Below are 26,968 nucleotides of genomic sequence, written 5' to 3'. Positions count from 1 at the left end.
GGAAGTAGGAACTAGGAAGTAGAAACTAGGAAGTAGGAAGTGTAATTCAAGGGTTTGGATAAAGCGTTTATTTCACCATGATCCGGTTTAACTAAAAAACCTATTTCATCCTTCATCCTAGTTGTAGATAAAGTGGTGAATAGAGTTGTGGATAAAGTGTTTAGTTGACCATGATCAGTTTCCATCAACAAACCCATTTCATAATTCATCATTCATAATTCCTAGGTTATAGCAATCCTAAATTAAATTAATTGTGATAATTTTGTTCCCTACTCCCTACTCCCTACTCCCTACTCCCTACTCCCTTTGCTATATCAGGATTTACTAATAAAAAAGTCAATATGAAACTTAATGTAATTAAAACGCGATCGCTTTGGTGGAGCATCTCAACCTCCCTGATTACCGTCGGTATCATTGCCATGGTGATTTCTTTTCTCCAACTAGGAGCCCCTTTACGGTTAGGTCTGGATTTCGTTGGTGGTACCCGCCTACAGCTAGAGAGAGACTGTACTCAACCTGGAAACTGCGACCAACCCATTGATGTGGCTATGGTACGGGAGGTGATGACAGTACAAGGTCTTGGCAATAGCAGTATCCAAATTCTAGGGGAGGAAAAACAAGCCCTGACAATTCGGACTAAAACATTAGATGTTGAACAACGCACCCAGTTGCAAACTGCCCTAACCGAGCGTCTTGGTGTTTTCAATCCCAAATCTACTCAGATTGACACCGTTGGTCCGACCTTGGGCAGACAACTGTTTGTTTCTGGCTTAATCGCTTTGTTTATGGCCTTTGTGGGCATCTTTGTCTACCTTACCTTCCGATTCGAATTTGACTATGGCCTATTCGCTTTCGTTGCCCTCTTCCACGATGTCTTAATCGCCATTGGTCTTTTCTCTATCCTAGGTTTGGTGCTAGGGGTAGAAGTCGATACCTTGTTTGTGGTTGCCCTATTGACAATTATTGGTTTTTCGGTTAATGATACTGTGGTGATTTACGACCGGGTGCGAGAAGTAATTAAACTCAAGCCAGGTCAACATATCAATCAAATTGTAGAGGATGCTGTTAATCAAACCTTAACCCGTTCCATCAATACCACCTTAACTACCTTGCTACCCCTGTTAGGAATCTTGCTGTTCGGGGGAGAAACCCTAAAATTCTTTGCCTTAGCACTGATTATTGGTTTTATAGCAGGGTCTTACTCCAGTATTTTTATTGCCAGTACCCTCTTAGCTTGGTGGAGAGAGCGCACTGGTAAAGCTCAGTCTGTAGTAGAGGTTCCGGTTAATCCCGAAAAGGAGGGGAATTCAGTGATTGAAGCAGAATTTTCTGATGAAGTTTAGTTCTAATTTTCAATAGTTTTCTGATTATGGAGCAGCCAGGTAGCCAAAGAAGAAAAATTACCCTTGACCCCATCTTTAAGGCCAGGGTAAAACGATTACATCAAATAACTGTTTATGGTAGGTGGGTTTTCGTAGGCATCCTCTGGATAACTGTTGCTCCATTAAGCCTGTGGGGTTGGCACTATGAAATTTCCCTGATGCGATCGCATTTTACCTGGGCAGCACTCCGGTATAGTATTATCTACAACCATGTGCCTGCAATAGGTCTGGCTATCTGTATTGGCACAACCTTAGCCGTCTTAGTTTGGCAAAGTCGCAATATTTTATTTGGATTACCACCCTTAGAACAGAAACGTCTGGAGCAACAAGTACAGCGGATTTGTCAGCAAGGACCAACACACCCACTCTGGAAGTGGGTGTGCGGCTCTTGAATTAGAGGATTATATCCTTCTCAAGGCCAGAACTAAACAATAAAATCTGCCTCTGTGAGCTGAGTCGCAGATACATTGAACACTTGTGCTAAAACTTCGCCAGTGTCAGCAATACTAATAGTACTGTCTAAACTACCAACAATCTTCAGGTCAGTAAAGGTCAGACCTCCACCTAACTTGAATAAATCCATTCCATCTTGAAAATCATTCACAGTATCTTCTCCCTCACCAGGGTTCAATACATAGGTGTCAATGCCACCATTACCAAATAAATTATCATCCCCTAATCCGCCTTCTAATATATCATCACCGTTACCACCAGAAAGGCGGTCACTACCGTCACCACCGCGCAAGGTGTCTGAGTTTTCTCCACCATTTAGGTTATCATTACCCGCTCCACCATCCAGTAAGTCTTCATTAGTCCCACCAGAAAGGCGGTCATTACCGTCACCACCGTGCAAGGTGTCTGAGTTATCTCCTCCAACCAGGGTATCATTACCCGCTCCACCGTCGAGTAAGTCATCGCCTGAGCTACCTTCTAGGCTATCGTTGCCATTACCCCCAAGCAAGGTATCATCCTGGAAAGTACCAATCACCGTCGAGTCATTATCTTGGATGGTAATCAGAGTAGCTACCTCACTGACGTTGTTGAAAGCTAAACCATCATCAACCACAAACTGGATAATGCGACCAGAGGCATCAGTCACACCAGATGTGTTTTCATACTCTAGGGTGTTGAGGACTTGCTGGTAATTTTGGATGGTATCTACCCCTTCTAACTTAAGGATACCATTGGTGGCATTGAAGCTAACCGTTATATCAGTATCAGTCTTGTCAACAGTAAGCAGTTCTTTTCCGGGATTCAGCAGATTGGCAATTGTTACTGTTGCGCCAACCAGAGTGGTGTTATTAGCATCACTCAGAGTCAATTTGTTATCTGGGAACAGTGCCAGCTGATTACCGGTAAATGTGATAGTAGCATCAATGCCGTCGGTATCTGGAGCTGGGGCAGCTGCAATAGCTGGGGCAGCTGCAATAATTGGCTCGGTCGTGGTATCAGTCGTGGTATCAGTCGTGGTATCAGTCGTGGTATCAGTCGTGGTATCAGTCGTGGTATCAGTCGTGGTATCAGTCGTGGTATCAGTCGTGGTATCAGTCGTGGTATCAGTCGTGGTATCAGTCGTGGTATCAGTCGTGGTATCAGTCGTGGTATCAGTCGTGGTATCAGTCGTGGTATCTGTGACCGATACACCATTGAGGTCTATCACTGGAGCATGATTACCGAATAGGACATAGCTATTCCCTGGGGTGTTGCCATTGTCTCCACTAAGTTCAAGACCAGGTGCGCCGATAATTAGGTCATCAATGCTATCACTATTAACGTCTTTTGCTCCACTTACTGAGAAGCCTAGGGAGTCGCTACCTTCGATAACTAAGCCATTTTCCCCGTCTAGGGTAGAAAGGTCTACACTGCCAGTAGCTCCCAACTCTTCACTGCCGAACAGCACATAAACTTTACCTGCACCTTCAGCTCCAATCGCAACATCAGCAAACCCATCATAGTTGAGATCCCCAGCATAACTAACTGACGAGCCCAGGAGACCCTCTGCTTCAATCCCTGTGATAGCAAAGCCATTGGTACCGTTGAGGCTTGCAAGGTCTAAGTTCCCTGTACCAGCAACATCTGTGCCGCCAAAGATTACGTAAGCCTGGCCAACATCAGTCTGGTCACCAGCGTCAACAAAGGGAGCCCCAATGATTAAGTCACTAACACCATCACCATTGACATCCCCAGCATCACTCACGGACCAGCCTGCCCTGTCACCGAGATCAGAGCTGGAACCTTCATCAATACCATTAATGACGAAGCCAGTTTTGGGCTCGGAGGAGGGTATCGATGAGAGGTCTAGAGTTCCAGTGGCACCCAGACCTGAACCACCGAAGACTACATAAGTCTTACCAGCAGAACTGTTGTCAGTCCGAGCATCATTACTACCAGGAGCACCGATAGCGAAGTCTTTGATGCCATCACCATTGATATCCCCAGCACTACTGACTGAGAAACCTGCCAAGTTTCCGGCAACACCACTGGTGAGGAGGAAGCCATTAGTGCCGTCCAGAGTGGAGAGGTCTAGGCTACCGCTAGTACCTACTGTATCCCCAAATACCACATAAGCCTTGCCAGGATAAACAGGCTTAGAAGAAATAGGCAACGAGGCATTAGGCAAAAAGGCATCAGGAGCACCAATTAAGAGGTCATCTTTACCATCGCCGTTAACGTCCCCTAAATTGCTGATGGAATGACCAGAAAATAATGCATCATCGACGCCATTGATAGCGAAGCCATTGGTACCGTTTAGAGCTGAGAGATCTACGCTACCAGTAGAGCCGACAGTGGAATCGCCAAATATTACATAGCTCACGCCATTCTTGTTGTCGGGACCAGCACCAGGAGCACTTACCAGTAGGTCATTCGTACCATCACCATTGATATCTCCACCACTGCTAACCGAGAAGCCTAAGAATTCATTTGAATTAAGACCCTTAATAACGAAACCGTTAGTACCGTCTAGCTTATCAGTACCGTCTTCGTTTTTGAGTGCGATGCTACCGCTAGCACCTACATCTGGACCACCGAACACCACATAGCTTGTACCTGAAAAAAGGCCATTGGGATCAGCTCCTGGGGCTCCGATAATCAGGTCAAGATTGCCATCACCGTTGATATCTCCGGCGCTGCTCACTGAGTAGCCGGAGCGGTCACCTAATGTAACACCATTAATAGAGAACCCAATTCTGCCGTTAAGGTTTGAGATATTGAATAGTTGATTTGACATAGTTAAGTTGGTAGATGTATATATCCTTTCGATTTGCCATCATCTCAGTTAATCCTAGTGATTGGGACTAGGATTGTGATAAATTAATCAAAATTTTACGTAATTCTGAGGCAGTCTAGGGGAAATCTTTATATGTTGATGGGAAATAATTAATTACTTTAAAATATCTACTACGCCGTTTGAGGTATTAAGTCAGTCAATATAATTAGAATTTATGGAATTTTCATTGTTGGTAGGTAATTGGTGTTGCCGAAAATTCCGCTAATCAAGGGATAACCTTCCTAGACAATCCACCACTCAAGCTTCTTGGTTTTGTTCAAATATTTATGCACTAAATAAAATTAGTTATGTAAAGATTTGGCAAAACCGCCAATTTGGCCCGACACTATTATTGAATTGTGCTATTCACCTGTGTTTGTTTACACCTAATTTCTCCATCTCCCCATCTCCCCATCTCCCCATCTCCCCATCTCCCCATCTCCCCATCTCCCCATCTCCCCATCCTCCCATCGCCCATCTCCCCATCTCCCCATCCTCCCATCGCCCATCTCCCCATCTCGATTATTGGGATAATCGGGATATTGCCAATCGAATCTAGCTTTCTTAGCTCAAAACGGGATAACTAAAAATAAATCCCTTCAGTCTTGGTCAGTGTACATCTATGACATATTGTCTGAGAATTGCTGATATTCCCATCAGTGAACGTCCTCGTGAGCGATTAGTTGCTCTAGGAGCTAAAAATCTGGCGACAGCGGAACTGCTAGCAATTCTTTTAGGTACAGGTCAAGGCAAAGGAAAGCTTTCTGCCATGGGTTTGGGACAGTTGATTTTACAGGAACTTGCCAAAGACCAACGAGACCCAATGGCTGTGTTGCGGAATATTAAAGCTCAAGAATTGACCCAAATTCATGGTGTTGGACTAGCGAAAGCCACAACGATTTTAGCAGCAGTGGAGCTGGGAAAACGGGCATTTCTGTCTCGACCAACAGAAGGTGTAATCATTGATAGTCCAGCCTCAGCAGCAGCATCTTTGAGTCATGACTTAATGTGGCAAAATCATGAACGATTTGCTGTGTTGCTACTGGATGTTAAGAATCATTTGTTAGGTACTCAGATTATTACTGTTGGTACCGCAACAGAAACCATTGCTAATCCCCGGGATATTTTCCGAGAAGTGCTGCGTCAGGGAGCAACACAGGTAATTGTAGCTCACAATCATCCCACTGGCAGTGTTGACCCAAGTTTTCAAGATATTACTCTAACGGAACGGTTATTACAGGTAGGTCAACTCTTATGTATTCCGGTATTGGATCACTTGATTGTTGGCAATGGTAATTACCAGAGCATACGACAAGTAACCAAACTGTGGGATGACTATCCCCAGGAAGATTGATACGAGTTGGATTCAAAGATAGTAGATTGGTTGAATGGGGAGATAGGGAGATGGGGAGATGGGGAGATGGGGAGATGGGGAGATGGGGAGATGGGGAGATTGGGGAGATTGGGGGAAAAGAAAGTTATATAGCAGTCGCCAGGGCAGTTAGGACATGACAAAAGTCTCAAACCTAAGTCTAGGAAGAGTTTAACTTCTGACTTCTGACTTCTGACTTCTGACTTCTGTTATACCTTTGACCGCAACTTACTATGACCTTTAACTGTGGCAGAAACGGAAGGGTTATCTCACCATTCATCTCATGGGCTAATAATTACCTTTGAATTATTACCCGTCATCAAACCCTGGCCATCTCCTCACACACCCCAAACTTCCCACACGCCCTAAAATACCCATCTCTTGTGTGCCAGAAAATGTTAAGTTAAGTATCAAAACGTGTCTTTTTTTTACAAAAGACCAGATCACCCTATTGGTGATCTATCACCTCCCACGTATCAACAAAAAACTATTACAAGGATTCAGCCATGGTTAGTAAAGTCCAAAAGACTGAAGCACAGTGGAAAGAGCAGCTAACACCGGAACAGTATAAAGTCACCAGACAGAAGGGAACGGAAAGAGCCTTCACTGGAGAATACTGGAACAATAAGGACAAGGGTATCTACAAATGTATCTGTTGCGGCACAGAGCTATTTAACTCCGATACCAAATATGATTCTGGGACAGGTTGGCCTAGTTTTTACGCACCTATCAAAGAAGAGAATGTGAAGGAGGAACCGGATAACAGCCTATTTATGCGCAGGACAGAAGTGTTGTGTGCTGTCTGTGACGCTCACCTAGGTCACGTATTTAACGATGGACCACCACCAACAGGCTTACGCTACTGTATGAATTCTGCTTCCCTTAGTTTCGAGAAACAGGATTAGAAAAACAGGATTAATCAGATCAAGTCACCTGAGTTTAATTGGGAAAATCAATTATGGTCTGTCGATAAAACTGGGGCATTCCGGTATCAAAATACTTGCCTTTAACTAGATAACCGGTTATGCCCTCTTCTTGTCGCAATTTATCAAGACAGGATGTGAGCTGAAATTCACCTTTTTCACGGATATTGTGGTTGATGTGGTCTTCAAGATAGTCAAAAATTTTCGGCTTAAGTACATACATACCAAATACCGCTAAAAACTGATCCTCCGCCATTCCTTCCATATGGAGATAGGCTCGCGCATACTCAAGAGTAGGCTTTTCATAAAGCTCTGTCACACGCAACTGTGATTCTGACTCTTCCCAAATCCCAGTCACACAACCAGCTTTATGAATAATCTCTCCTGGCATTACGGTCAAGGCAACAACGCTCTGATCAACCTGGTTATAAACTTTTAGAACTTGACTAGCACAGGAGGTTTCATGGTCAGAAGTGTAAACATGATCCCCCAGCAACAATAGAAAAGGCTGATCGTTTACCCATTCTTTGGCACAGAATACAGCATGACCATAGCCTTCTTGCTCCTCTTGAATCAGAAAGGTAATTCTCTGGCCTAAATCCTGTAAATATTGGCTGTATGCTTGGTTTTCTGGAGAGAGTTTCTCGAAGAGTTCGGGTTTGGGGGGCGACTTAAACAAGTCTTCAAAATGTTTGCGATCGCTTTTTTGAACCACAATCCCCACTTCTTCTATACCAGCACTGACCGCTTCTTCCACAATCGCCATAATCACTGGTTTCGCCCTACCATCCCGGTCAATAATCGGAAATAACTCTTTTTTTACCACTTTGGTTGCTGGAAACAAACGGGTTCCAAAACCCGCTGCGGGAATTACAGCTTTGCGAACGTTATTGGTCTGCATAAATCGTTAACGCCAAAGATTCCATTTGGGGAAAATCACGCTCAATAATTTTAATTAACTTTTGTTGAGTTTCCTTGTCTTTAACAATAAATTGTGCACTGCCATCCCCTTGAGAGCCAACTCCCTTTCCCCCTAGGATATAAGGTTGAATTGGTTCATAATTCAGGATTTGGTGCAGCACTCCAGCAGTTAATTGCTCAGGGCAAGCAGGGATAAGATAGCGGTCGAATTCAGCTTGTGCCTGGTTCATCAAGGCACCAATCCGTTCAGCATCACCCGTTTGCAGAGCCTCAACTGCCTCCTGAGTAATTTTAGAACTGATTGAACCAAGATAGTGCTGAACATTTTGTTGTATTTCGTTAGTGGCGAATGGATAGCACTGATTCAGTTTACCGAGTATTTCCTGGGTATTTTTACTGGCACCGAGGTCTACAATTACAAAAAATAGATTCCGAGGTACCTTGAGTTCAGTAATATCGGTGTGATCACCATCAAACATCATCATGATTGGTCGATTGCCATAAGCACAGGCGAAATCCATCCGACCACATTGGGAAGGGGTGGTGGTTTCCCCTAGATAGGCTAACTCCATTTCCTCTTGGAGGCTCATGTTTAAGTCATACAGGAGATTGAAGCTGCGGGCAACTAGGACGGAAATTGCGGCACTTGAGGATAGCCCTTTCTTGATCGGTAAGTCAGTGCGGTAATTATCGATTTCAATTCCACCGACAGGATAGCGACAGAGACACTGGTAGGCAACCCCAGCAGCATAACTAAAAAAACCGCCTTTTTTAGCAACAGCGAGCAGAGCACTCCTTTCCATTGGTACACTAATAGAAACGGTGGGTTTACCCACCCTCAGGGAAGTACGAATAATCAGCTCGGTCGGATGAGATAAGACCAGAGCATAAATTCCCTGATTGGTTCCGGTGATTAAGGTGTAGCCCTTTTCCAGCTGGGGATTTAGGCAGCGATAGCCTCCTGCCCAATCACTATGTTCCCCAAATAGACAAAGGCGACCTGGGACAAACAGTTTCATTACTGAGTTAAATGCAAACGCAGTCTTGATTGGAATACAATACAGCCGGTGATTGCAGTAGGAGCTTCCGAGAGGCTACAGTGTATTTTAATGAGCTGCAAAGCACTATATAAAGAACTATAGTATGACATTGCCATCAGAGGGATTGCATTCAAAGACGGCAAGATACCATCAGACGGGTAAACTCTCGATAGAGGGTCCTACCGATCAATGCTACTTGGTATTAACTATAAATTTTGAAACCTCTATGTGGGTATATATAAATAAACGTAAAGTGGGGTAACTACATGGAACGTTTTATGTTAGCTACTGCATGCAAGCCTTGGCTGTGCATCCCTAAAGTCAACAATCACTAGTCAACACTTAACACTATACATAGTTACCCAGTGATTCAAATCACGCTTTACTGGCAGAAGGTTAACAACTTATTAAAACTTAAATCACCCCTGCTCAACCTCAGATATTTGATTATGAAGAATGCCAGGAAAAATTTCATCAGGGAAATCTAGCATGACAGCTTTGATTAATTTGGAAACCTCCCAGACCAGTGCTTGTGTCACTGCTTGGCTCAGAAAGCACACTCTTTATCTAGGGTTAATTGGTCTTTATGTGGTAGAATTACAAAGTATCTTGGCTCACCGGGGATATTACTTTGGTCCATTAGATGGTATCTTTGACACAGAGATTGAATATGCTGTGCAAGGCTACCAGCAAAAGGTATTTCTCAGAGCAACTGGTATTGTAGACCAAAAGACCTGGCAAGCTCTTCTGAGTGGTACTCCCGTCAATATGCCAATTCTACATCCTGGTAGTTTTGGTGAGGCTGTCAAAACAGTCCAAGAAGTACTTTGGATTAGTGACTACTATACCGCTGAGATTGATGGCATCTTCGCTTCCCTGACACTCGAAGCAGTGCAACGCTTCCAACTCGACAGGGGTTTGCTAGGCAATGGTGTAGTTATTGAACACACCTGGAACGCCTTGAGCGAGATGCCTCGCTATGTCTATTAGGCTAGTCTATTAGGCTATGTTTATTAGTGCTTTAGTCCTCTCGTAAAACATTGATACCAAGTTGCGATCAATGTTGCGATCAATCAAAGATATTATCCTTTGAACTGGTGAGGGAGTGAGCAGGTGAGCAGGGAGGTGTAACTATTAGCATTTAATCTTATCAAACCTCGTCATACCTCTACAAATCTGCTATTATAGATTTGTAGAGGTTAAGCCGTTATGAAAAAATATGTCACCCCAAAAGAGGCAGCCGAATATTACGGTGTCTCCATTACAACACTCAGGAGATGGGATAAAGACGGAAGACTTGACAGCATCAGGACTCAAGGGAATCAAAGAAGGTTTTGTGTTGAAGGACAAGACCCGCAGAGTAAGCCCATTGTCGCTTATGCAAGAGTCTCTACACATTCCCAACGAGACGACCTTGATAGACAAGCTGAATTTTTACGGTCAAAATACCCAAACGCTGAAGTTATTTCAGAAGTTGGATCGGGACTCAATTTTAAACGGCGAAAGTTTATCAAAATATTGGAACGAATATACAGCTCTGATATCTCAGCATTTGTTGTCGCCTACCCAGACAGAGCAGTCAGGTTTGGTTTCCCATTGCTTGAATGGTTATGTCAAAAAGGTGGAGTCAAACTCCTGGTTCTCAATGAACGTAAGTTGTCCCCAAAGCAGGAGCTGGTCGAAGATATCTTGTCCATCCTCCACTGTTTCTCTGCTAGGCTTTACGGACTCCGAAAAACAATCACGCAAGTCACGCAAGCGGTACAAGACAAAACCTCGGAACCAGACGCTGAAGTTGACACCAAACAGTGTCTTGAAGATCAGGGTGTTTCCATCTAAAGAACTTCACAAGGTTTGGAAAACTTGGCTTAATGCCTACAGGTGGGTCTACAACTGGTCGATAGCTGCCATAAAAAATGGCTACAAAGGTAGTGCTTACGATTTGCAGAAATTAGCTAGAAAAGCTGATAGACCGGAATGGGTTAAAACTTTACCAGGTCACCAGTTACAAGAAGCTGTAGCAGATGCGATCGATGCAGTCAAGCAAGCTAAAGCTAATAGGGGTTTTGCTAGATTCAAGTCTTGTCGGGAAACAAGTCAGGTTATTAAATTCAAAGCCGGAAATTTCAAGAAAGGTTCCTGGTATCCGACAAAAGTAAAAGGCTTATCTTTCCGTTCACCTCAAGGTTTTCCTGACGAGTCCATCTACGGTACTCAATTGGTTTGGATCAAAGGTAAATGGTACGGGATTTTCCCTGAATATATTGAGCCTACTCCCACCAAAGAGGATCGAGTGATAGCCTTAGATCCAGGTATCAAGACGTTTCTTACTGGTTTTGATGGTAAAAATTACATAGAAATAGGGTCTAATGATATTGGCAGGATTCAAAGACTTTGTCAGCAGCTAGATCGATTGATGAGTCGCATTGACTTAAGCTCTGCAAAACGGCAGAGACGTTCGCGAAGCGTGCGCCAAAGCGCAGCAATGAGAGAGGCTGCCCACCGTTTACGCCAAAAGATTCAAGACCTGATAAAAGATTGTCACAACAAGTCAGCTTCCTTCCTTGTTCATAATTACAAGCTGATTTTTATACCAACATTTGAAACTTCTCAGATGGTCGTAAAATCAGCCAGAAAATTGAACAAGAAGACAGCTCGCAATCTGCTTACTTGGAGTCATTACAAATTTCGCCAGCATTTGATTCAGATGGCTGATCGCAATGATGTAAAAGTGGTTTTGGTGAACGAATCTTACACCAGTAAAACTTGTCCACAGTGCGGGCATATTCATGAGAGATTAGGTGGTAATAAAAAATTCCAATGTCCAAAATGTGGTTTTTCATTACCACGGGATTGGAATGGCGCACGGAACATAATGATTCGTGCTTTGTCGGCAACAACCACCAGGTTTTCACCTGGTGCTATACAGATCATTCCTGCTGATGGGTAGGTTTAGAGAGGTTAAATGTTGCACTAGATTATAAAGGCAACTTGGTATGCTGACGGGGTGTTCAGGGGTGCGCTTGGGGGAGATGGGCAGCAAGAAATACGGATATGAACGCCAAACTGTAAGCTAACTGGGGTAAGCTAACAGTTCTGTTCCTGTATCTTTCCCCGGAATTGATTTAGGCATCAGTGGCAAGACGCGATCGCTTACCAAACCCATGCAATGGCAACTACCATGCAATGGCAACATTTCTACATCCTTAACAATCCCCAAATTCAGCGACAAGGAGCAGAGCTATAGTACCATATTGTTTAACTGAGTTATTAGCACATTAGACTTGATAACGGCAATTATGTTATGTTAATTTTCATGAAGCTCCTGAAAATTGACATAACATTATGAACCTGCCAGAGTCTGTTAAATTTTGGTCTCAATTCTTCCACCCCTTACTGATGTGGGTGCTCCTAGCGGCAGCCTTCTATGCTCTTTATCTGGGCTTGAAAATCCAAAAGACTAGAACGGCGGAAGGTGACGAAAAGAAAGCGCTAGTTAAGGGTCAATATAATGTTAAGCACCATCTTGTGGGTTCAGCGTTGCTAGCCATGATGGTACTCGGTACAATCGGAGGTATGGCAGTAACCTACATTAACAATGGCAAGTTGTTTTTTGGACCCCATTTGCTGGCTGGTTTAGGCATGACCGGAATTATTGCTACCTCTGCCTCTCTAACACCATTAATGCAGAAAGGTCAAACTTGGGCTCGCTATAGTCACATCGTCCTCAATGTTGCACTCTTGGGACTATTCAGCTGGCAAGCCATCACCGGCATGCAAATTGTGCAGAAGATTCTTAGCAATCCGTAGATGATTTAATTTACCTAGGGGTGTGGTCTTGGTAAGCATTCAGCTATCAGCCGTCAGCCGTCAGCTTATTTTATTCAAAAGCAAAATTAGTAGCCTAAGCTATGGGCATAAACTGTTCGGTGTAGCGTGGCCACAGACCTTTAGCTGTTCACGTAGCACCTCAAGTAGCCCATAAGCTGATAGCTGATAGCTGACGGCTGAATGCTTACTGGTATTGTACCCCCCCTAGAGTAAATATTACTGTAGATTTTACCGCTGTGATTGGTTCGGTATAGGTAGACCATTACTGCTGTGGAAGTCTTGCTGTACCTTGTGGGTTAAACGCCGGGAAACTTGACGCACAACTTGCTGCAAGATTCCGTTGCCTGTGCGTTGAATCAAGGACTGAGGGAGTTTCTGAATTGCCTTGGGAAACCACATGTAAACAATCAGGTCAAGATGCCACTCCACGCGGGTTATCGCTGATGGTATGGACTCCGATTCCAGCTGATGGTCTTGAAAATACTCCCTTGCTGGTACTTCTACTAAGGTCTGAGATGCCTGGAAATCAAGCTCATAGCCTGGACTGACGTAATTGGATATGGGAATTGTCCGAATCTGATAGGAATTTTCGTCAAGAGGTACCCATTCCAAACCGATTTTTGGCTCTACCCTATAGCCAAACGCCCCAAAGCTACCAATGGTCAAGATATAGCCATTGTCTGTGAGCAGTTCTACTTTCATAGGATGAGCGCAGCGACAAAACCAATCCTGGTGAGTATTTAGATAGGCACTCACTTGCTCAGCTGAAGCATACATCTCCATACAGTCTTGAAAATGACACTGAAACCGAGTCGGCTCACTACCTGAGTAAGACCCTGATGGAACAATAGGGTCAGTGTTGGCCTTTATAGCAGGAGTATTCAAATCGACCTGTTTTGCCTCAATTGACTGATGGTTAATAAAATGCGATCGCATACCTCATCCTCTTCATTTTATTGCCTTGTGACTAGTTGAGAAACTAGTTGAGAGCCTAGTTGAGAAATGTCCATGGGTCGCTCTTGCTTATCCAGCTCCTCTGGCTGAGTTCATCAGGAGTCGGACAAAAACAAGTTGAGCTATGTAAACAAGTGTAAAGTTTGGGGGACTGATCTAGCTGGGTTTATGGTGATGCGAGATCAGTTATTAGATCAGTTATTAGATCACTGACTATAGCAGGTTTTAATTAGATCCACCCACAAAGTCTTAGAAGAACACATGACCTAGAAACTTATACAACCGAGAGGTTGGGGTTTACGGAAAAATCCAATAATTCTCGATTGAATGGCCTAGTTTAATTTTCACTCAGAATAACTGGTAAACTAGCTAAGCTACTAGGTGAATTGTACGGAAATTGCTATGAAAGCATGTGTAGCTGGAGCAACAGGAGAAACAGGAAAGCGGATTGTACAGGAACTGGTTATGCGTGATATTCCTGTACGGGCTTTAGTGCGAAATTTAGACTACGCTCAAGAAATATTACCACCAGCAGCAGAATTAGTGGTGGGGGATGTGCTCAAACCCAAGAGCATCAGTGCTGCGATCGGAGATAGTACTGTAGTGCTGTGCGCCACTGTTGCTCGCCCTACCTTTGACCCAACCGCACCCTACCTGGTGGATTACGAAGGCACTAAAAATTTAGTAGATGCTGCTAAGCAAAAAGGGGTAGAACACTTTGTATTGGTTTCTTCTCTCTGTGTGTCCCAGTTTTTCCATCCCCTCAACCTATTCTGGCTGATTCTGGTCTGGAAGAAGCAAGCAGAGGAATATATCCAAAAAAGCGGCTTGACCTACACCATTGTGCGACCAGGTGGTCTCAGAAACGAAGACAACTCAGACCCGATTGTGATGTCTGGGGCAGATACTCTATTTGAAGGTAGCATACCTCGCACCAAAGTAGCAGAAGTTTGTGTTGAGGCGCTGTCGGAACCGGAAGCTCGGAATAAAATAGTAGAAGTGGTTAGCTCAGCAGAAGCTCCCGATCAAGGCTGGGAACAGCTATTTGCTGACGTAGGTTGAGGGAGTGTTGAGCGTTCGCTTAGCGTGACGTTCCGTCAATGGCATTTTGTGAACACTATTAAGTTCACAGTATTAACACTAGTAAGGATTATTCAACTGAGTGTCTTCATCACCCCGGCAGAAGTACGGAAAGTTAAGAGGATTTCCAAATACTTCCTATAAATTTACACTCAAAGGCTTATTTTACAATATTTCAGCCTTAGTGATAGTGAGCTTATTATTGGGGATTTATCTCAGACATGTGTTTAATAGATGGGCTTACTACCCGGTTTCGCGATCGCTATCTGATTATCCTACCAGTATTCACGGCACCCCTCCCTTAGTGATGAGGGGGGGAGATCCTTACATTCGCGCCCTAATGCGTACTATCACAGCTAGTGAAGCCAATGACCCCCAACCCTACACGATTATCTATGGGGGTCAACACGTTTCTGATTTAAGGCGTCATCCTGAAATATGTGTTCCCATAGTCGCTGGTCCTAATGTTGGAAAATGTAGCACAGCAGCGGGACGGTATCAGTTCCTTGATTTTACCTGGAAAGAAAAGGCACAACGCTATCACCCCAGACCCTCAGGCTTTTTGTTTTGGAAGCAGTATAGCTTTGAGCCACACTTCCAGGATGCTGTGGTTCACGATTGGCTCAAGGATAGTAGAGCCTGGGGGATGGATATTCCCAAAGAATTGCGGCAAGGAAATTTAGATAAAGTGTTGCGGCGGTTGTCTGGTACTTGGACAAGTCTAGGTTATGGCATAGAAACAAATAGCATGAGTAAGCACTTGCCAAAGGTTTATCAACGGATGCTTGAGGAAGAACTAAAGCAATAATTATGCAGGCTGGAAGGCAGGCAGGCAATTAACAATTTTATAGCATTTTATAACATTTATTAATTTGGTGAGGTACAAAGTCCTGTTTGTTTTGTACCTCACCTATTTTATACTTGCTATAGTATTTTTATTTGATACCAAGTTGCGGTCAAACGTACAACTTTCTCTTCCGCCAATCTCCCTATCTCCCCATCTCCCCATCTCCCCATATTCCCCTCCTGGGAGGGGTTAGGGGTGGGTCCCCATCTCCCCATCTCCCCATCTCCCCATCTCCCCATCTCCCCATCTCCCCATCTCCCCATCTCCCCATCTCCCTATCTCCCTATCTCCCTATCCAACCAATCTACTCTCTTTGAATGCAACTCGGTATGAGATGTAAACATAGCATTGATAAAAAGAGGTAACAGAGAACAGGGAAAACTAGTAAATAGTTCCGAATAGTTTGGGATTTTATTATAAATAATCAAGATTGTTCATAACCTATTTATCCATGCTATATATAGATAGCTTATAGCAATTCTACGACTTTTGAGGTACAAATTTCTGGTTTTTAGGGAGTAGGGAGCAGGGAGCAGGGAGCAGGTAAGAGGGAAAAGGGAAGAGGGAAGAGGTAAAAAATAATGTGTACCTCATGAGTCCTAGAAACGCTATATTTATTGAAATATATCATGACATTATATTAGCATTCAATGGTCCTGAGTGTTGTTTTTCCAAAAGTGAGATGCACCCTATCAAAATTTAAAAGCTATACACAGCAATAATTTTAGGTAATTTAAGTTAACAGTTTAGCAAACAGGACAGAGCCAAAAAGTACCCTTAAGGGTACTGTTGAACCATAACTAAGCCTCCCATCATAGAAACCTGGGGGGGTGACCAAATTATCCTGATCAAAGGATAAAGTCATGAAATATTTAATGGGTAACCTTGTGATGGTGAATCCCTAGTAAACACTGAAAAGCAGACTAGGTAACATTTCCGAATAACTAGTCAAAAGCGACAGATTATTATTTTTGAGTAAAGAAAAATTATGGTAAAAATTCAAGCTGAAAGCTTTCCAAATCTAACGAATTTTGTAATTGAGAATAATAGCGATGCTGAGGGTGGTTCAGTCATCAGGATATCTGAGGATTCTGGTACTGCTACTAGAACCTTTGACCTACCTACTGGTAACTACGAAGTAAGGTTGGGCTACTTTGATGAGACTGATGGGGATAGCACCATAGATATCACTATTGGCGATACCGAATTGCCAACTTTAACTTTCAATAACCCCCCTCCTGGTGCTGGTAATACGCCTAATGCTGATAGTTTTGTCAATCAACAAATTAGCAGTACCGTATTCATCGAGAATGGAGACCTGATCACAATTAACGGTACTTCTGATGGCGGCGAATTGACCCGAATTGACTTCATTGAGTTTAATGAACTTGATGCCCCTTCTGCGGATATTTTCTGGCGTAATTCCGAAACTGGAAACAATCTTGCCTGGATCATGGATGGCACCAACTTGGGTCAGTCAAATTCGATTCAATCGGAACCAGCTGACAGTCCCTGGGAGATGCGTGGTGCTGGAGACTTCGACAGCGATGAGCAAAAGGATATTCTCTGGCGTAATACCGATACCGGAGATGTTGGCTTCTGGTTAATGGAAGGCTTTGAGTTCAAAAGCGGAGCATCTAGCACCCAGGTATCAGACCTCAACTGGGAAATCCGTGGCACGGGAGATTTCGACAGTGATGGAGAAGAAGATATTCTCTGGCGTAATACCGAAACCGGAGAAAATGCGGTTTGGTTGATGAATGGCACGGAGCTGGATCAGGGAGTCTTGATTACCAGGGAGAATGATGGTCAGAATTTGGTAGTACCAGAAGACGGTCTATGGCAAATGGAAGGTGCTGGAGATTTAGATAACGATGGTGACGCGGATATTCTGTGGCGCAATACTCAAAACCAAGATGTCTACTACTGGCGGATGGATGGTACTGAGTATGTAGAGTCAGTGTTCATTGACTCAGCACCAATCAGCGGTGAGTGGGAAATTCGTGGTACTATGGACTTTGACGATAATGGTTTTGACGATGTCCTGTTGCGTAATGGCACTACCGGACAAAATCAGATCTGGCTAATGAATCAAACGGGGCTACAGCAGGCAGTTGCCACCGAGTCCTTAACAGGGGACGACTGGCAAAGCTATGTTTAATATGCCAGTCTGGTTAATTATTCATTAGTGATTCAATAAGCAATTAGCATTCAGCAGTCAGCTGAATGCTAATGTGATCCAAAGCCCGATACTAAAGTGATTAACTGAACTTGATATTAATCGTTTCAACTACTACTTATAGCGCTACGCTTAGCGTCAGAAGTCAGAAGTCAGAAGTCAGAAGTCAGAAAACAGCTATGACTAAGTTTCGGAGTTTAGAAATGTCAAACACCTTAATGCGTAGTGCTATAACTACTACTTACCAGTAGGAAAAGCACCAGGTCGCACAGTCAATTTGGTATCTCGTTGATTGCGGCGCAACTCTAGGATTAAATCACTACCTACTTTGGTTTTAGCCACAGACTTCTGAACTTCTGTTGCATCTTTGACTGGCTGATCATTTATTTTGCGGATCACATCACCCGCACGCAATCCTGCTTTAGCAGCTGGGGAATTAGGTATTACTTTGGCAATCAATACTCCTTTTTCTTCATCAACCATCAACCCAGCATTGGGATTACTGTTGATCTGTTGTTTAACCTCTGGGGTTAAGGTTACCATCTGGATGCCCAAGTAAGGATGTTCTACTTTACCATCAACAATCAGTTGCTCAGCAATTCCTTCCACCGTATTAATGGGAACGGCAAATCCTAACCCTTGAGCACCTCGAATAATAGCTGTGTTCATGCCAATCACTTCACCAGAGGCATTGAGCAGGGGTCCACCGGAGTTACCGGGGTTAATAGCAGCGTCGGTTTGGATAAATTCCACTCGCTTATCGGGAACACCGACTTGAGAGCTAGAACGACCCGTAGCACTAATGATGCCAGTGGTTACAGTACTATCTAAACCAAGGGGATTACCAATTGCGATCGCCCATTCTCCTGGGGTAAGTTGATCGGAATCACCCAGAGCAACGGTAGGTAGGTTTTCCGCCTCAATCTGGATCACGGCTACATCTGTCAAGGGATCGCTTCCCACTACCGTCCCTTTAAATTGGCGACCATCTTTGAGGATTACATTAACACTATCCGCACTATCGACTACATGGGCATTGGTGAGAATATAACCATCGGTATCGATAATGAAACCTGAACCGGTACCCTGTTCAACTCGCTCTTGGGGTACATCGGGAAATGGGAACCTAAAAAATTCCCGGAACATTGGGTTTCTAAAAGTATCTGGGACTCTACTGGTGACGGTTCTAGAAGCGTTAATCCGCACCACTGCTGGTCCAACTTGTTCTACCACATTGGTGATAAAGTTGGGATTTTGAGTCACCACAGGTTTACTGCCTGGAAGCCTAGCTGTTTTGTTCTGAGGGACAATTGCTTGAGGGGATGTGGATTCGGGAACAGAGTTACGTAATGCTACATAACCGCCGGAAAAGCCTAACCCTGCTCCCAGTAACAACAGTGATACATAAGTTCCTGCTTTTTTTAAGGGATTACGGGTGGTGTGATTAGATTTGGGGGTTTGATGGTCTACTAGCATAAGATTCTGTTGACAAAAGGGTAGATCGACTGGGAGGCAGTGGGCTTGATATTGGTTTTGAATCAGTTCCTGAATGACTGGGCTTTGATAATTGCTGGATTTACGCACTAAGTTTATTAAAACCGGGTTTATCTTGATCAATCAAAGGCTGAAATCGGTGTAATTACGTTAAGAAACCGGGTTTCTGCGTAAGTCCTATAATTTAATCTAGACATCTTCTGTTAATTTTATGTGAGAGCAGTGTTTAACTTAGATTAAAATTATTGAGGGTTGGGACTTGAGAACAATCGGTAATAGAATTAGCTAGGGAAGCAGCCCTTTGCTTTGGGGGCTATAGCCTAGGGGCAAGCAGGGAGAAATAGTTCCTATCCAATATGATCATTAGTCTAGCGCATTCCCCTAGTAATGGAGGTTGACAATACTACCAATATGTGATGGGTTAACCGAACATCCATACACTTCTAAGATGAAATAGTGTCAGGAATCCTACCTATAGTGAGTTGGTAATGGATAATGGGTAATTGGTGATTCGCTAACTATTACTGATTACCGATTACTGATTACTTAGGAAGTGTGTTCAAGGGTAACGTCGTGTCAGTTAAATTCGGATTATGTAAGATAAACTTGTTAAATTTTTAAACCAAATATTACCATATAATAGTAGGGAAAATAAGGAATATAAAAAATAATGTTTTTTAACAAAAAATTATAATAATAAAAATTAGGTAGGTAAGGTCTACTATATATAGCATCTGTTGTTGAGCAAAAAAAACTATACCAATCCGTGTAGGAATTGTGATAATTTTTGTTACCTTTTCCCTACTCCCTACTCCCTACTCCCTACTCCCTACTCCCAGATCCGCTGTTCCCTTTGGTATATAAATTGTAAGTTAAACAGATGGTGTTAAACTATGCAGGTTCATCGACTTCCAGCCCTTTCTGACAACTATATCTTCTTATTACACGACGCCAAGGGGAATATTGCTGCTGTTGTTGATCCAGCCGAGGCTAAACCAGTGGTACAGCGTCTGACAGAACTGGATGCTGAATTAGTGGCTATTTTCAACACTCACCATCACATGGATCATGTGGGGGGAAATCGACAGTTGATGCAGCAGTTTCCAGATGTGTGTGTATATGGGGGAGCTGAAGACCGGGGTCGGATTCCTGGTCAACAGGTGTTTTTAGAAGAATGCGATCGCGTCGAGTTTGGTGATCGGATTGGTGAAGTCTTGTTCGTTCCCGGACACACCAGAGGACATATTGCCTACTACTTTCCTCCAGTAGTCCCTGGTGAAACCGGTGAACTCTTCTGTGGCGACACCCTATTTGCGGGCGGTTGTGGCAGACTATTTGAAGGAACACCAGGCCAAATGGTAGAATCCATGAGCAAGCTAAGGGATTTACCAGATAATACACGAGTATGGTGTGCTCATGAATACACCCTGAAAAATATCCAATTTGCCCTGAGTGTCGATGGTGAAAACCTGGACTTACAAGGGAGATTTGCCCAAGTCCAAGAGGCGCGTGATCGTAAAGAGGCAACGGTACCTTCCCACTTAGGGGTTGAAAAGCACACCAATCCATTTTTACGTTGGGATGAGCCTGCCCTACAGTCGGCTGCTCAAGCAAAAGAACCCGTTAAGACATTTGCACGGTTACGGGAAATGAAAGACCGATTCTAAGATTATTGATAAAGCCTTGATCAAGGGACATATTTCCTTGAGAATATGTCCCTTGATTAGTTGGACTATAATCAAGGTTGAGTTAATAAATTTAGTTAATCCAAGCAATAGAAAAAACCCATGCTTAGCGAATTGCAGCAGAGAAAATTGACCAGGTTGTTTAACCTGTACGATCAGCAAACAAACGGTGTTTTAACCCAAGCCGATTTTGAACGGATTACTGATAACCTTGCTGCGATCAGGGGTTGGACACCGGGGTCGCCATATTATGACAATCTTCTGGCTATTTACATGAGGATTTGGAATGGCGTGCAAAAATTTACCGACCAGAATCAAGACCAGCAAGTGACCTTGGATGAATGGTTGACTTATCACGAAAATGTCCTGAGTGACACCGACGGTAACGAAGCAGTAGTCAATGCTAAAGCGGCAGGGATTATTTTCCTATTAGATTCTGATAAAGACGATAAAGTTACTCTGGAAGAATACCGACAGTTTTTTAAGGCTTACGGTATTGACGACAGTCAAATTGAAGAAATTTTTGGACGCTTCGATCAGAACAATGATGGTTACATTGACAAACAAGAGATATTAGATCTAGTTACCGAATTCTATTACAGTCAAGATCCAGAGGCTCCAGGAAACTGGATTTTCGGTTCCTACTGATGATTTAGGTTTGCCTATTGGCGGATATGTTATCCCCGAAAGGGTTTAAAAAGTGTTTTAATTGACACCGAGCCCTCAGCCCTCAGCACTCAGCACTCAGCACTCAGCGCTAAGTTGCGATCGCTTACATATTGTCGTAAGATCGAATGTTTGTCGAAGCATTATCCTTCACTCTAAACTATACCCGGAATTAAACACTATGGTAAAACGTGTACAAGTCGTTTTAAGCAAAGACGTTCAGAAACTTGGAAAAGACGGTGATCTGGTAGAGGTAGCTCCCGGCTATGCTCGCAATTATCTCATTCCCCAAGGAATTGCAGTTAGGGCTACCTCTGGTGTTCTCAAGCAAGTTGAGCGGCGCAGAGAGCAAGAACGGCAGCGTATCCTCGAAATCAAGCGACAAGCTGAGTCCATGAAGACTGCTCTACAAACCATTAGCCGCTTTACTATCGCGAAGCAGTTGGGCGAAGATAATGCTATCTTCGGTACTGTTACCAGCCAAGATTTGGCAGATGCCATCCAAGAGTCTACTGGCAAAGAAATAGACCGCCGAGGTATAACTATACCTGAGATTAGTCAACTTGGTTTCTATAATGCAGAAATTAAGCTTCATCCAGAAGTTACAGCTACTGTAGAAATTCATGTTGTTCCCAAATAAGTTAATTAATAGTTTGTTTAGTTTGTTGACAGTTGACTGCATCATCCTGTCAACTGTCAATTAAATAACAGGTGCGACCCGTGATGGCGAGCAATCCCTTGACCGTAGGTCACGCGGGGCGCGTTCGCCATCACGGAAAGCGCACCTTAGGTGCTTAATTTGTTCAGATTGTATTAGTCAGCCTTTAGCTGTTCGCGTAGCGTGCGCGTAGCGCATTAGCTGACCTTTACCCTGAACTCAATAGACGACTAGTTTACTATGACTCAAAAACCAGATTTTTCAGCGTTTGGTAACTCTATACCACCCCAAAATATTGATGCCGAGGAGTCTATTATCGGAGGAATTTTATTAGACCCAGAAGCCATGGGTCGAATTGGTGATTTCCTGAATCCGAAAGCCTTCTATGTCCGGATTCACCAAACCATTTACGAAGCTGCTTTATTACTTTATAGCCAGGGGAAACCGACGGATTTGATGAGTGTTACTACCTGGCTTTATGACAATGACTTATTAGAGAAAGTTGGGGGTCAAGCTAAGTTAGCTCAGCTAGTTGAACAAACGGTTTCAGCGGTCAATATTGACAGGTTCGCTAAGTTAGTGATGGACAAGTACCTGCGCCGTCAGCTAATCGAAGCCGGTAACGAGATTTTTAAGTTGGGTTATGAGACATCCTTGGAATTGGAAACAGTCCTTGACCAAGCGGAACAGAAAATTTTCAGCCTCACCCAATTGCGTCCTCAGCAAGGTCTCATCCCGATTTCTGAAACCCTAGTCCAGACGTTCCAAGATATAGAAAATCGGAATCAGGGTATTGATTTGCCTGGTATTCCATCAGACTTCTATGATTTGGATGCCCAAATTGGGGGGTTAAGTCCGTCTGACTTAATTATCATTGCTGGTAGACCATCAATGGGAAAAACTAGCTTAGCGTTAGGAATTGCTCGTAACGTAGCTGAAAAATTGCCAGTGGCGATTTTTAGCTTGGAAATGTCAAGAGAACAACTAGTGCAGCGGTTGTTAGCTAGTGAAGCGAAAATTGACAGTAACTTTCTCAGAGCTGGGCGCATTGCTCAAAATCAGTGGGCACCCTTGAGCGAAGCAATCGGTATGTTATCAGAGTTGCCGATTTATATTGATGATACCGCTAACCAGACTGTGATGCAAATGCGATCGCATGCTCGTCGTCTTCAAGCAGCCCAAGGGAGCCCATTGGGGTTAATTTTAATCGATTACTTACAGTTAATGGAAGGCAGTGGTAGTGAAAATCGAGTTCAGGAGTTGTCTCGGATTACTCGCTCTCTTAAAGGATTAGCTCGGGAACTGAAAGTCCCAGTGGTTGCTCTGTCTCAGTTAAGTCGAGCTGTGGAATCTCGCACCAACAAACGACCCATGATGTCGGATTTGAGAGAATCGGGTTCCATTGAGCAGGACTCGGATTTAATCATGATGCTTTATAGAGATTCTTATTATAACCCAGATTCACCAGATGGAGATACGGCAGAAGTCATCATTGTTAAAAATCGTAATGGTCCGACAGGAACGGTGAAACTTATCTTTAAACCTGGGTTAACCAAGTTCCTGAATATGGCCAATCAAAGAGTGTGAACTCCTACAACTCAGAAGTGAACGTTATGTGATCTAACGTTTGGAACCGCTACGCGATGCTCAGCAAAGAGCCGCTACGGGAACGCATTTTATACCATTAACCTCTAGTTTAGTTGTGCATTTTAGTTCTGCACCCAGATTGTCTTAATCTTTTGTAACAAAAATGCGATCCTATTTCTCGTGTTCTTCTGTTAACTAAAACTCCCAATCAGCGAGAATTCACCAACTGGGAGAAAGTATTCAGCTCATCGCTGAATTAGCTAATTTATTGCTAATTTATTAGTTAATTTTCAACAATTCCACATCAAAAATTAACGTAGCATTAGGCGGAATTACCCCACCCGCGCCACGGGCACCATAACCCAATTCTGGGGGAATGATCAGCTGACGACGACCACCAACCTTCATAGAACCAACCCCTTCATCCCAGCCTTTAATCACTTGTCCTATACCGATTTTGAAGGAAAAAGGACTATTGCGATCGCGAGAACTATCGAACTTGCTGCCATCCTCCAGGGTACCAGTGTAGTGAACCACTACCGTCTGTCCCGTCTCAGGCATTGCTCCCTCACCCTCAACTATGTCAATGTACTTCAAGCCCGACGGTGTTGTAACCGCCTGATCCAAATTGCTTCCGCTTTCTGAACTAGAATCCATAGCTAGATCTTGTTTATCATTAACATCTGGGTTAGCACTGTTAGCTGTTGTCACTACTTCCAGCTGAGTGTTGGTAATTTCTCCAGCAGTGGTAGATTTTTTACCCATACCCACTTGAGCCACAACCAACAGCAACCCAAAGGCTACTATAACGCCTATGCTGATCAGAATTTGTTTCAAAATCTGTTCTCCTAATTGATTATCAACGCCAGAGCTTATTTTCTAAATCCCGCACCTGACGCTCCAGACGGTCAATACGACCTCGCAATTCATCCATTTCTGATTGGCGAGGAACCCCTAAATCCTGCAACATATTGCGCAACTGCCGTTCCATGTTGCTCTCAAAGTTACCCTGCTCTGACTTGATCTGATTCATCAGATCATCTACAAAAGCGGTAGCTTGGTCGGAGTTAATTTTACCATCTTTAACCCATTCATCACTTACCTCTCGCAGTTTTTCGGCAACCATTGAGGTTGTGCCAACCCCAACCAACAATAACTGCTTGAGCCAGTCGTTATTATCCATAATTGTTATCCTGTTATCCTGTTATCCTGTCACTCGGCACTTTATGGGGCTGGGATCAGCTAGGCTTTCCTATGATTGGAGAAGTTTCATTGATTCCCAGCCTACAGTTCTATTCTGTGACATCTTTCCTAGAACAGGAGAAGAGGGAGAACAGTCGGAGGAGAACGGAAGAGGTGCAAGAAGGTTATATATAAAGCAACCTAAATATAAAGCAAGCTAGTGACATACTCCCACACTGACTCGTTGAGTTCAGTGTGGGCTTCTTGCCAACTCCACCTATCGGTATCGGCTTTCGCCGACGCTGCGCGAACGGATACTCGGCAAGCTTTATTAACGATACGGTCAGAAGTTACCGCAAGAAGAGTGGAGCCTTTATGGTTAGCAGGCTATGCATAAAAGGGTTAAAACTTTATGATTAAGGCTCCACTCTTCTAAGGTTTCGTCTCCGGGATGCCCCTCCGCACGCCTTACAATACAGAAAAGTTCGATTTTAAAGCACGTAGGTGGCGGTTAGCTCTTAATTTGTCTTCCCTACTACTTTCATTATAGACGATCTCAAAACGATGAATCGCGGTCTTAGCTAAAACGCTTTGGTGAATCAGTGGTGATGGTGATGGTGATGATGGTGCTCTAATGCCTGCACAGCTGCCAACTGGGGGTTGATAGATAGAGCATTTTCTGATATAAGTACCTCAATTTGAGGATTAGCCCACTCCGCTGCCATCTGTAAAAATTCTGGATGATCATTAACACAGGGCATCTCTACGTAGGTAACCTCTGAGTTACGACGTTTTAGAGCGTGAACAATGTGATGCACATCTAACAGGGTTTCGTGATTCTCTGTGGCAAAGCCAATAGGCATAAACACAATCGCTTTAGCCCCTAAGTTAATCAGGTTCTGGGCTGCTAATTCCGCGTGAGGCTGAGTCCACTTAATTAAGGGAGTTTGGTGGTTAAGCCAGCCCACAGAGATTAGGGGATACTTATACATCAACTGTTCCCTTACTGCCTCATACAATGCCTGACTTTCGTCAATCCCAGAGACAAATCCTTTAGCTTCGTGGGGACAGCCATGGTTCATCAGGACAATGCCAATTTGGGAGGGCAGATAGGCTTGAGCTAAATCGGTAGTAATTTTCTCTTCCACCAATCGAGCAGTTAGATTAATGTATTCTGGTTCGTTATAGAAAGACGGGATGTAACGCAATCCGTGAACCCAGTGTTGATCTCCATCCTCTAATTTACCTAGGGCTTTATTGACTTGTTCCACCGCAATACCGCTAGTAAAGATGGAATCCACCACTAGCAGGGGATAGATCAGCAGTTTTTGGAAACCTTGCGCCTTAATTTCACTGAGGACTTGTTCTGGCAGAAAGGGAGCGCAGAAGTTAAAGGCTTTGAATACCTTCACCTGATCGCCCCATTTAGCTTGCAGTTGTTTTTCAATACCTGCCCGTTGCTGTTCAAAAATCTTGTTGTGGGGTGAAATAAAGTTGTCATGCTGGTGCCCCCACTCGTGGAAGTCAAACATTGCCAATATTTTGGCTAAGGGTGGATAGATCCAGTTGGGGACTGGGGCAAATTTGGCAGTGAGCAAGTTTAAGGCTTGTTCGTTGTAGTTGGCGAAGTCTTCATAGCTTTCGACTTCTCCATAACCCATGAGTAAAACCGCAACTCGCTCGTGACCATGGGTTGGGGAAGGTTTTACTGATTGAGATTTTTCTGGAGTGGCAACCACTTGGTATTCCTGCTGGCTAAAGGTCGATTGCTGGGGTATCCCTGCCTTGTTTTTGGTGGAGAATGTACCCCTGGCATTTATTAGGCTAACATCCCCCATGGGGGGATAAAGGAGATACCAAAAACCCCGGAAAAGTTCGGTAAAGATACTAATAACAAAA

At 43.7% G+C, this 26,968-nt stretch carries 27 protein-coding genes; 16 read left to right on the top strand and 11 right to left on the bottom strand.

What is annotated here, in order from left to right:
• Positions 1 to 341 precede the first annotated feature (341 nt).
• A complete protein-coding gene (secF, locus tag F6K49_RS05190) occupies positions 342 to 1,343 on the top strand; it encodes a protein translocase subunit SecF (protein ID WP_293069538.1) in 1,002 nt (333 codons plus the stop codon).
• 26 nt (positions 1,344 to 1,369) lie between these two features.
• Entirely contained in the window at positions 1,370 to 1,774 is a 405-nt protein-coding gene (locus tag F6K49_RS05185) for a hypothetical protein (protein ID WP_293023509.1), read from the top strand.
• Between the two features lie 32 nt (positions 1,775 to 1,806).
• On the opposite strand, the gene F6K49_RS05180 is transcribed toward F6K49_RS05185, so the two are convergent.
• Together F6K49_RS05180 and F6K49_RS05175 are read right to left on the bottom strand one after the other, a co-directional pair.
• On the bottom strand, positions 1,807 to 4,611 hold the full coding sequence (locus tag F6K49_RS05180; protein WP_293094753.1) for a hypothetical protein: 2,805 nt from the start codon (positions 4,609 to 4,611) through the stop codon (positions 1,807 to 1,809).
• A 388-nt stretch (positions 4,612 to 4,999) separates the two neighbouring features.
• Positions 5,000 to 5,167, bottom strand: coding sequence for a hypothetical protein (locus tag F6K49_RS05175; RefSeq protein ID WP_293094750.1), 168 nt, complete (start codon positions 5,165 to 5,167; stop codon positions 5,000 to 5,002).
• 105 nt (positions 5,168 to 5,272) lie between these two features.
• On the opposite strand from F6K49_RS05175, the gene radC reads away from it, so the two are divergent.
• Together radC and msrB are read left to right on the top strand one after the other, a co-directional pair.
• Positions 5,273 to 6,004 carry a DNA repair protein RadC gene (gene radC / locus F6K49_RS05170; RefSeq protein ID WP_293040279.1) on the top strand — a complete coding sequence of 244 codons (732 nt, stop codon included), beginning with the start codon at positions 5,273 to 5,275 and terminating at the stop codon, positions 6,002 to 6,004.
• A 524-nt stretch (positions 6,005 to 6,528) separates the two neighbouring features.
• Entirely contained in the window at positions 6,529 to 6,927 is a 399-nt protein-coding gene (gene msrB, locus F6K49_RS05165; protein ID WP_293094747.1) for a peptide-methionine (R)-S-oxide reductase MsrB, read from the top strand.
• A 34-nt stretch (positions 6,928 to 6,961) separates the two neighbouring features.
• Here msrB and F6K49_RS05160 read toward each other — a convergent pair whose 3' ends face one another.
• Complete coding sequence (locus tag F6K49_RS05160; RefSeq protein ID WP_293094744.1) at positions 6,962 to 7,846, bottom strand: UTP--glucose-1-phosphate uridylyltransferase; 885 nt, start codon at positions 7,844 to 7,846, stop codon at positions 6,962 to 6,964.
• Positions 7,833 to 8,885 (bottom strand): GHMP kinase, encoded by a 1,053-nt coding sequence (locus tag F6K49_RS05155; protein WP_293094741.1) that lies wholly within the window; start codon positions 8,883 to 8,885, stop codon positions 7,833 to 7,835. The genes F6K49_RS05160 and F6K49_RS05155 overlap by 14 nt, the downstream gene beginning before the upstream one ends.
• Positions 8,886 to 9,395: 510 nt before the next feature.
• Between F6K49_RS05155 and F6K49_RS05150 the strand changes: the two genes are divergently transcribed.
• From F6K49_RS05150 to F6K49_RS05140, 3 genes are all read left to right on the top strand, one after another.
• Positions 9,396 to 9,896 (top strand): peptidoglycan-binding protein, encoded by a 501-nt coding sequence (locus F6K49_RS05150; RefSeq protein ID WP_293094738.1) that lies wholly within the window; start codon positions 9,396 to 9,398, stop codon positions 9,894 to 9,896.
• A gap of 219 nt (positions 9,897 to 10,115) precedes the next feature.
• A complete protein-coding gene (locus tag F6K49_RS05145) occupies positions 10,116 to 10,745 on the top strand; it encodes an IS607 family transposase (protein WP_293029599.1) in 630 nt (209 codons plus the stop codon).
• Entirely contained in the window at positions 10,732 to 11,856 is a 1,125-nt protein-coding gene (locus tag F6K49_RS05140; protein ID WP_293029596.1) for a transposase, read from the top strand. The genes F6K49_RS05145 and F6K49_RS05140 overlap by 14 nt, the downstream gene beginning before the upstream one ends.
• A 123-nt stretch (positions 11,857 to 11,979) precedes the next feature.
• Here the strand turns inward: F6K49_RS05140 and F6K49_RS05135 are convergent, their stop codons facing one another.
• Positions 11,980 to 12,126: a hypothetical protein gene (locus tag F6K49_RS05135; protein ID WP_293094735.1), complete on the bottom strand. Its 147-nt coding sequence runs from the start codon at positions 12,124 to 12,126 to the stop codon at positions 11,980 to 11,982.
• Positions 12,127 to 12,251: 125 nt separating this feature from the next.
• On the opposite strand from F6K49_RS05135, the gene F6K49_RS05130 reads away from it, so the two are divergent.
• Positions 12,252 to 12,716, top strand: a complete 465-nt coding sequence (locus tag F6K49_RS05130; RefSeq protein WP_071105518.1) for a DUF4079 domain-containing protein — start codon at positions 12,252 to 12,254, stop codon at positions 12,714 to 12,716.
• A gap of 249 nt (positions 12,717 to 12,965) precedes the next feature.
• On the opposite strand, the gene F6K49_RS05125 is transcribed toward F6K49_RS05130, so the two are convergent.
• Entirely contained in the window at positions 12,966 to 13,673 is a 708-nt protein-coding gene (locus F6K49_RS05125; protein ID WP_293029586.1) for a DUF1997 domain-containing protein, read from the bottom strand.
• 420 nt (positions 13,674 to 14,093) lie between these two features.
• Here F6K49_RS05125 and F6K49_RS05120 point away from each other — a divergent pair, with 420 nt between their 5' ends.
• Positions 14,094 to 14,753 (top strand): NAD(P)H-binding protein, encoded by a 660-nt coding sequence (locus F6K49_RS05120; RefSeq protein WP_293029583.1) that lies wholly within the window; start codon positions 14,094 to 14,096, stop codon positions 14,751 to 14,753.
• A 100-nt stretch (positions 14,754 to 14,853) separates the two neighbouring features.
• Positions 14,854 to 15,579, top strand: a complete 726-nt coding sequence (locus F6K49_RS05115) for a glycoside hydrolase family protein (RefSeq protein ID WP_293071838.1) — start codon at positions 14,854 to 14,856, stop codon at positions 15,577 to 15,579.
• A 116-nt stretch (positions 15,580 to 15,695) separates the two neighbouring features.
• Here the strand turns inward: F6K49_RS05115 and F6K49_RS05110 are convergent, their stop codons facing one another.
• On the bottom strand, positions 15,696 to 15,833 hold the full coding sequence (locus tag F6K49_RS05110; protein WP_293029577.1) for a hypothetical protein: 138 nt from the start codon (positions 15,831 to 15,833) through the stop codon (positions 15,696 to 15,698).
• A gap of 773 nt (positions 15,834 to 16,606) precedes the next feature.
• On the opposite strand from F6K49_RS05110, the gene F6K49_RS05105 reads away from it, so the two are divergent.
• The gene (locus tag F6K49_RS05105) at positions 16,607 to 17,779 is read left to right on the top strand and encodes a VCBS repeat-containing protein (protein WP_293029859.1); all 1,173 of its coding nucleotides are present in this window, start codon (positions 16,607 to 16,609) and stop codon (positions 17,777 to 17,779) included.
• A 255-nt stretch (positions 17,780 to 18,034) separates the two neighbouring features.
• Here F6K49_RS05105 and F6K49_RS05100 read toward each other — a convergent pair whose 3' ends face one another.
• On the bottom strand, positions 18,035 to 19,273 hold the full coding sequence (locus F6K49_RS05100; RefSeq protein ID WP_293029861.1) for an HhoA/HhoB/HtrA family serine endopeptidase: 1,239 nt from the start codon (positions 19,271 to 19,273) through the stop codon (positions 18,035 to 18,037).
• A gap of 758 nt (positions 19,274 to 20,031) precedes the next feature.
• Between F6K49_RS05100 and F6K49_RS05095 the strand changes: the two genes are divergently transcribed.
• From F6K49_RS05095 to dnaB, 5 genes are all read left to right on the top strand, one after another.
• The gene (locus F6K49_RS05095; RefSeq protein WP_293094731.1) at positions 20,032 to 20,181 is read left to right on the top strand and encodes a hypothetical protein; all 150 of its coding nucleotides are present in this window, start codon (positions 20,032 to 20,034) and stop codon (positions 20,179 to 20,181) included.
• Between the two features lie 3 nt (positions 20,182 to 20,184).
• Entirely contained in the window at positions 20,185 to 20,958 is a 774-nt protein-coding gene (gene gloB, locus F6K49_RS05090; protein ID WP_293029866.1) for a hydroxyacylglutathione hydrolase, read from the top strand.
• A gap of 120 nt (positions 20,959 to 21,078) precedes the next feature.
• Positions 21,079 to 21,624 (top strand): EF-hand domain-containing protein, encoded by a 546-nt coding sequence (locus F6K49_RS05085; RefSeq protein WP_293029869.1) that lies wholly within the window; start codon positions 21,079 to 21,081, stop codon positions 21,622 to 21,624.
• 199 nt (positions 21,625 to 21,823) lie between these two features.
• On the top strand, positions 21,824 to 22,282 hold the full coding sequence (rplI, locus tag F6K49_RS05080) for a 50S ribosomal protein L9 (protein WP_293094728.1): 459 nt from the start codon (positions 21,824 to 21,826) through the stop codon (positions 22,280 to 22,282).
• A gap of 258 nt (positions 22,283 to 22,540) precedes the next feature.
• Positions 22,541 to 23,887, top strand: a complete 1,347-nt coding sequence (gene dnaB / locus F6K49_RS05075) for a replicative DNA helicase (RefSeq protein ID WP_075901949.1) — start codon at positions 22,541 to 22,543, stop codon at positions 23,885 to 23,887.
• A gap of 279 nt (positions 23,888 to 24,166) precedes the next feature.
• Here dnaB and F6K49_RS05070 read toward each other — a convergent pair whose 3' ends face one another.
• The 3 genes from F6K49_RS05070 to F6K49_RS05060 all read right to left on the bottom strand — a co-directional run bounded on the left by F6K49_RS05070 (position 24,167) and on the right by F6K49_RS05060 (position 26,808).
• Entirely contained in the window at positions 24,167 to 24,724 is a 558-nt protein-coding gene (locus F6K49_RS05070; protein ID WP_293017867.1) for an FKBP-type peptidyl-prolyl cis-trans isomerase, read from the bottom strand.
• Positions 24,725 to 24,746: 22 nt separating this feature from the next.
• Positions 24,747 to 25,070, bottom strand: a complete 324-nt coding sequence (locus tag F6K49_RS05065) for a phasin family protein (RefSeq protein WP_008180024.1) — start codon at positions 25,068 to 25,070, stop codon at positions 24,747 to 24,749.
• A 598-nt stretch (positions 25,071 to 25,668) separates the two neighbouring features.
• Positions 25,669 to 26,808, bottom strand: a complete 1,140-nt coding sequence (locus tag F6K49_RS05060) for a ferrochelatase (RefSeq protein ID WP_293017895.1) — start codon at positions 26,806 to 26,808, stop codon at positions 25,669 to 25,671.
• Positions 26,809 to 26,968: the final 160 nt, after the last annotated feature.

The sequence above is a fragment of the Moorena sp. SIO3I6 genome (genome assembly GCF_010672095.1).
This window is presented reverse-complemented; position numbering and strand designations above follow the sequence as displayed.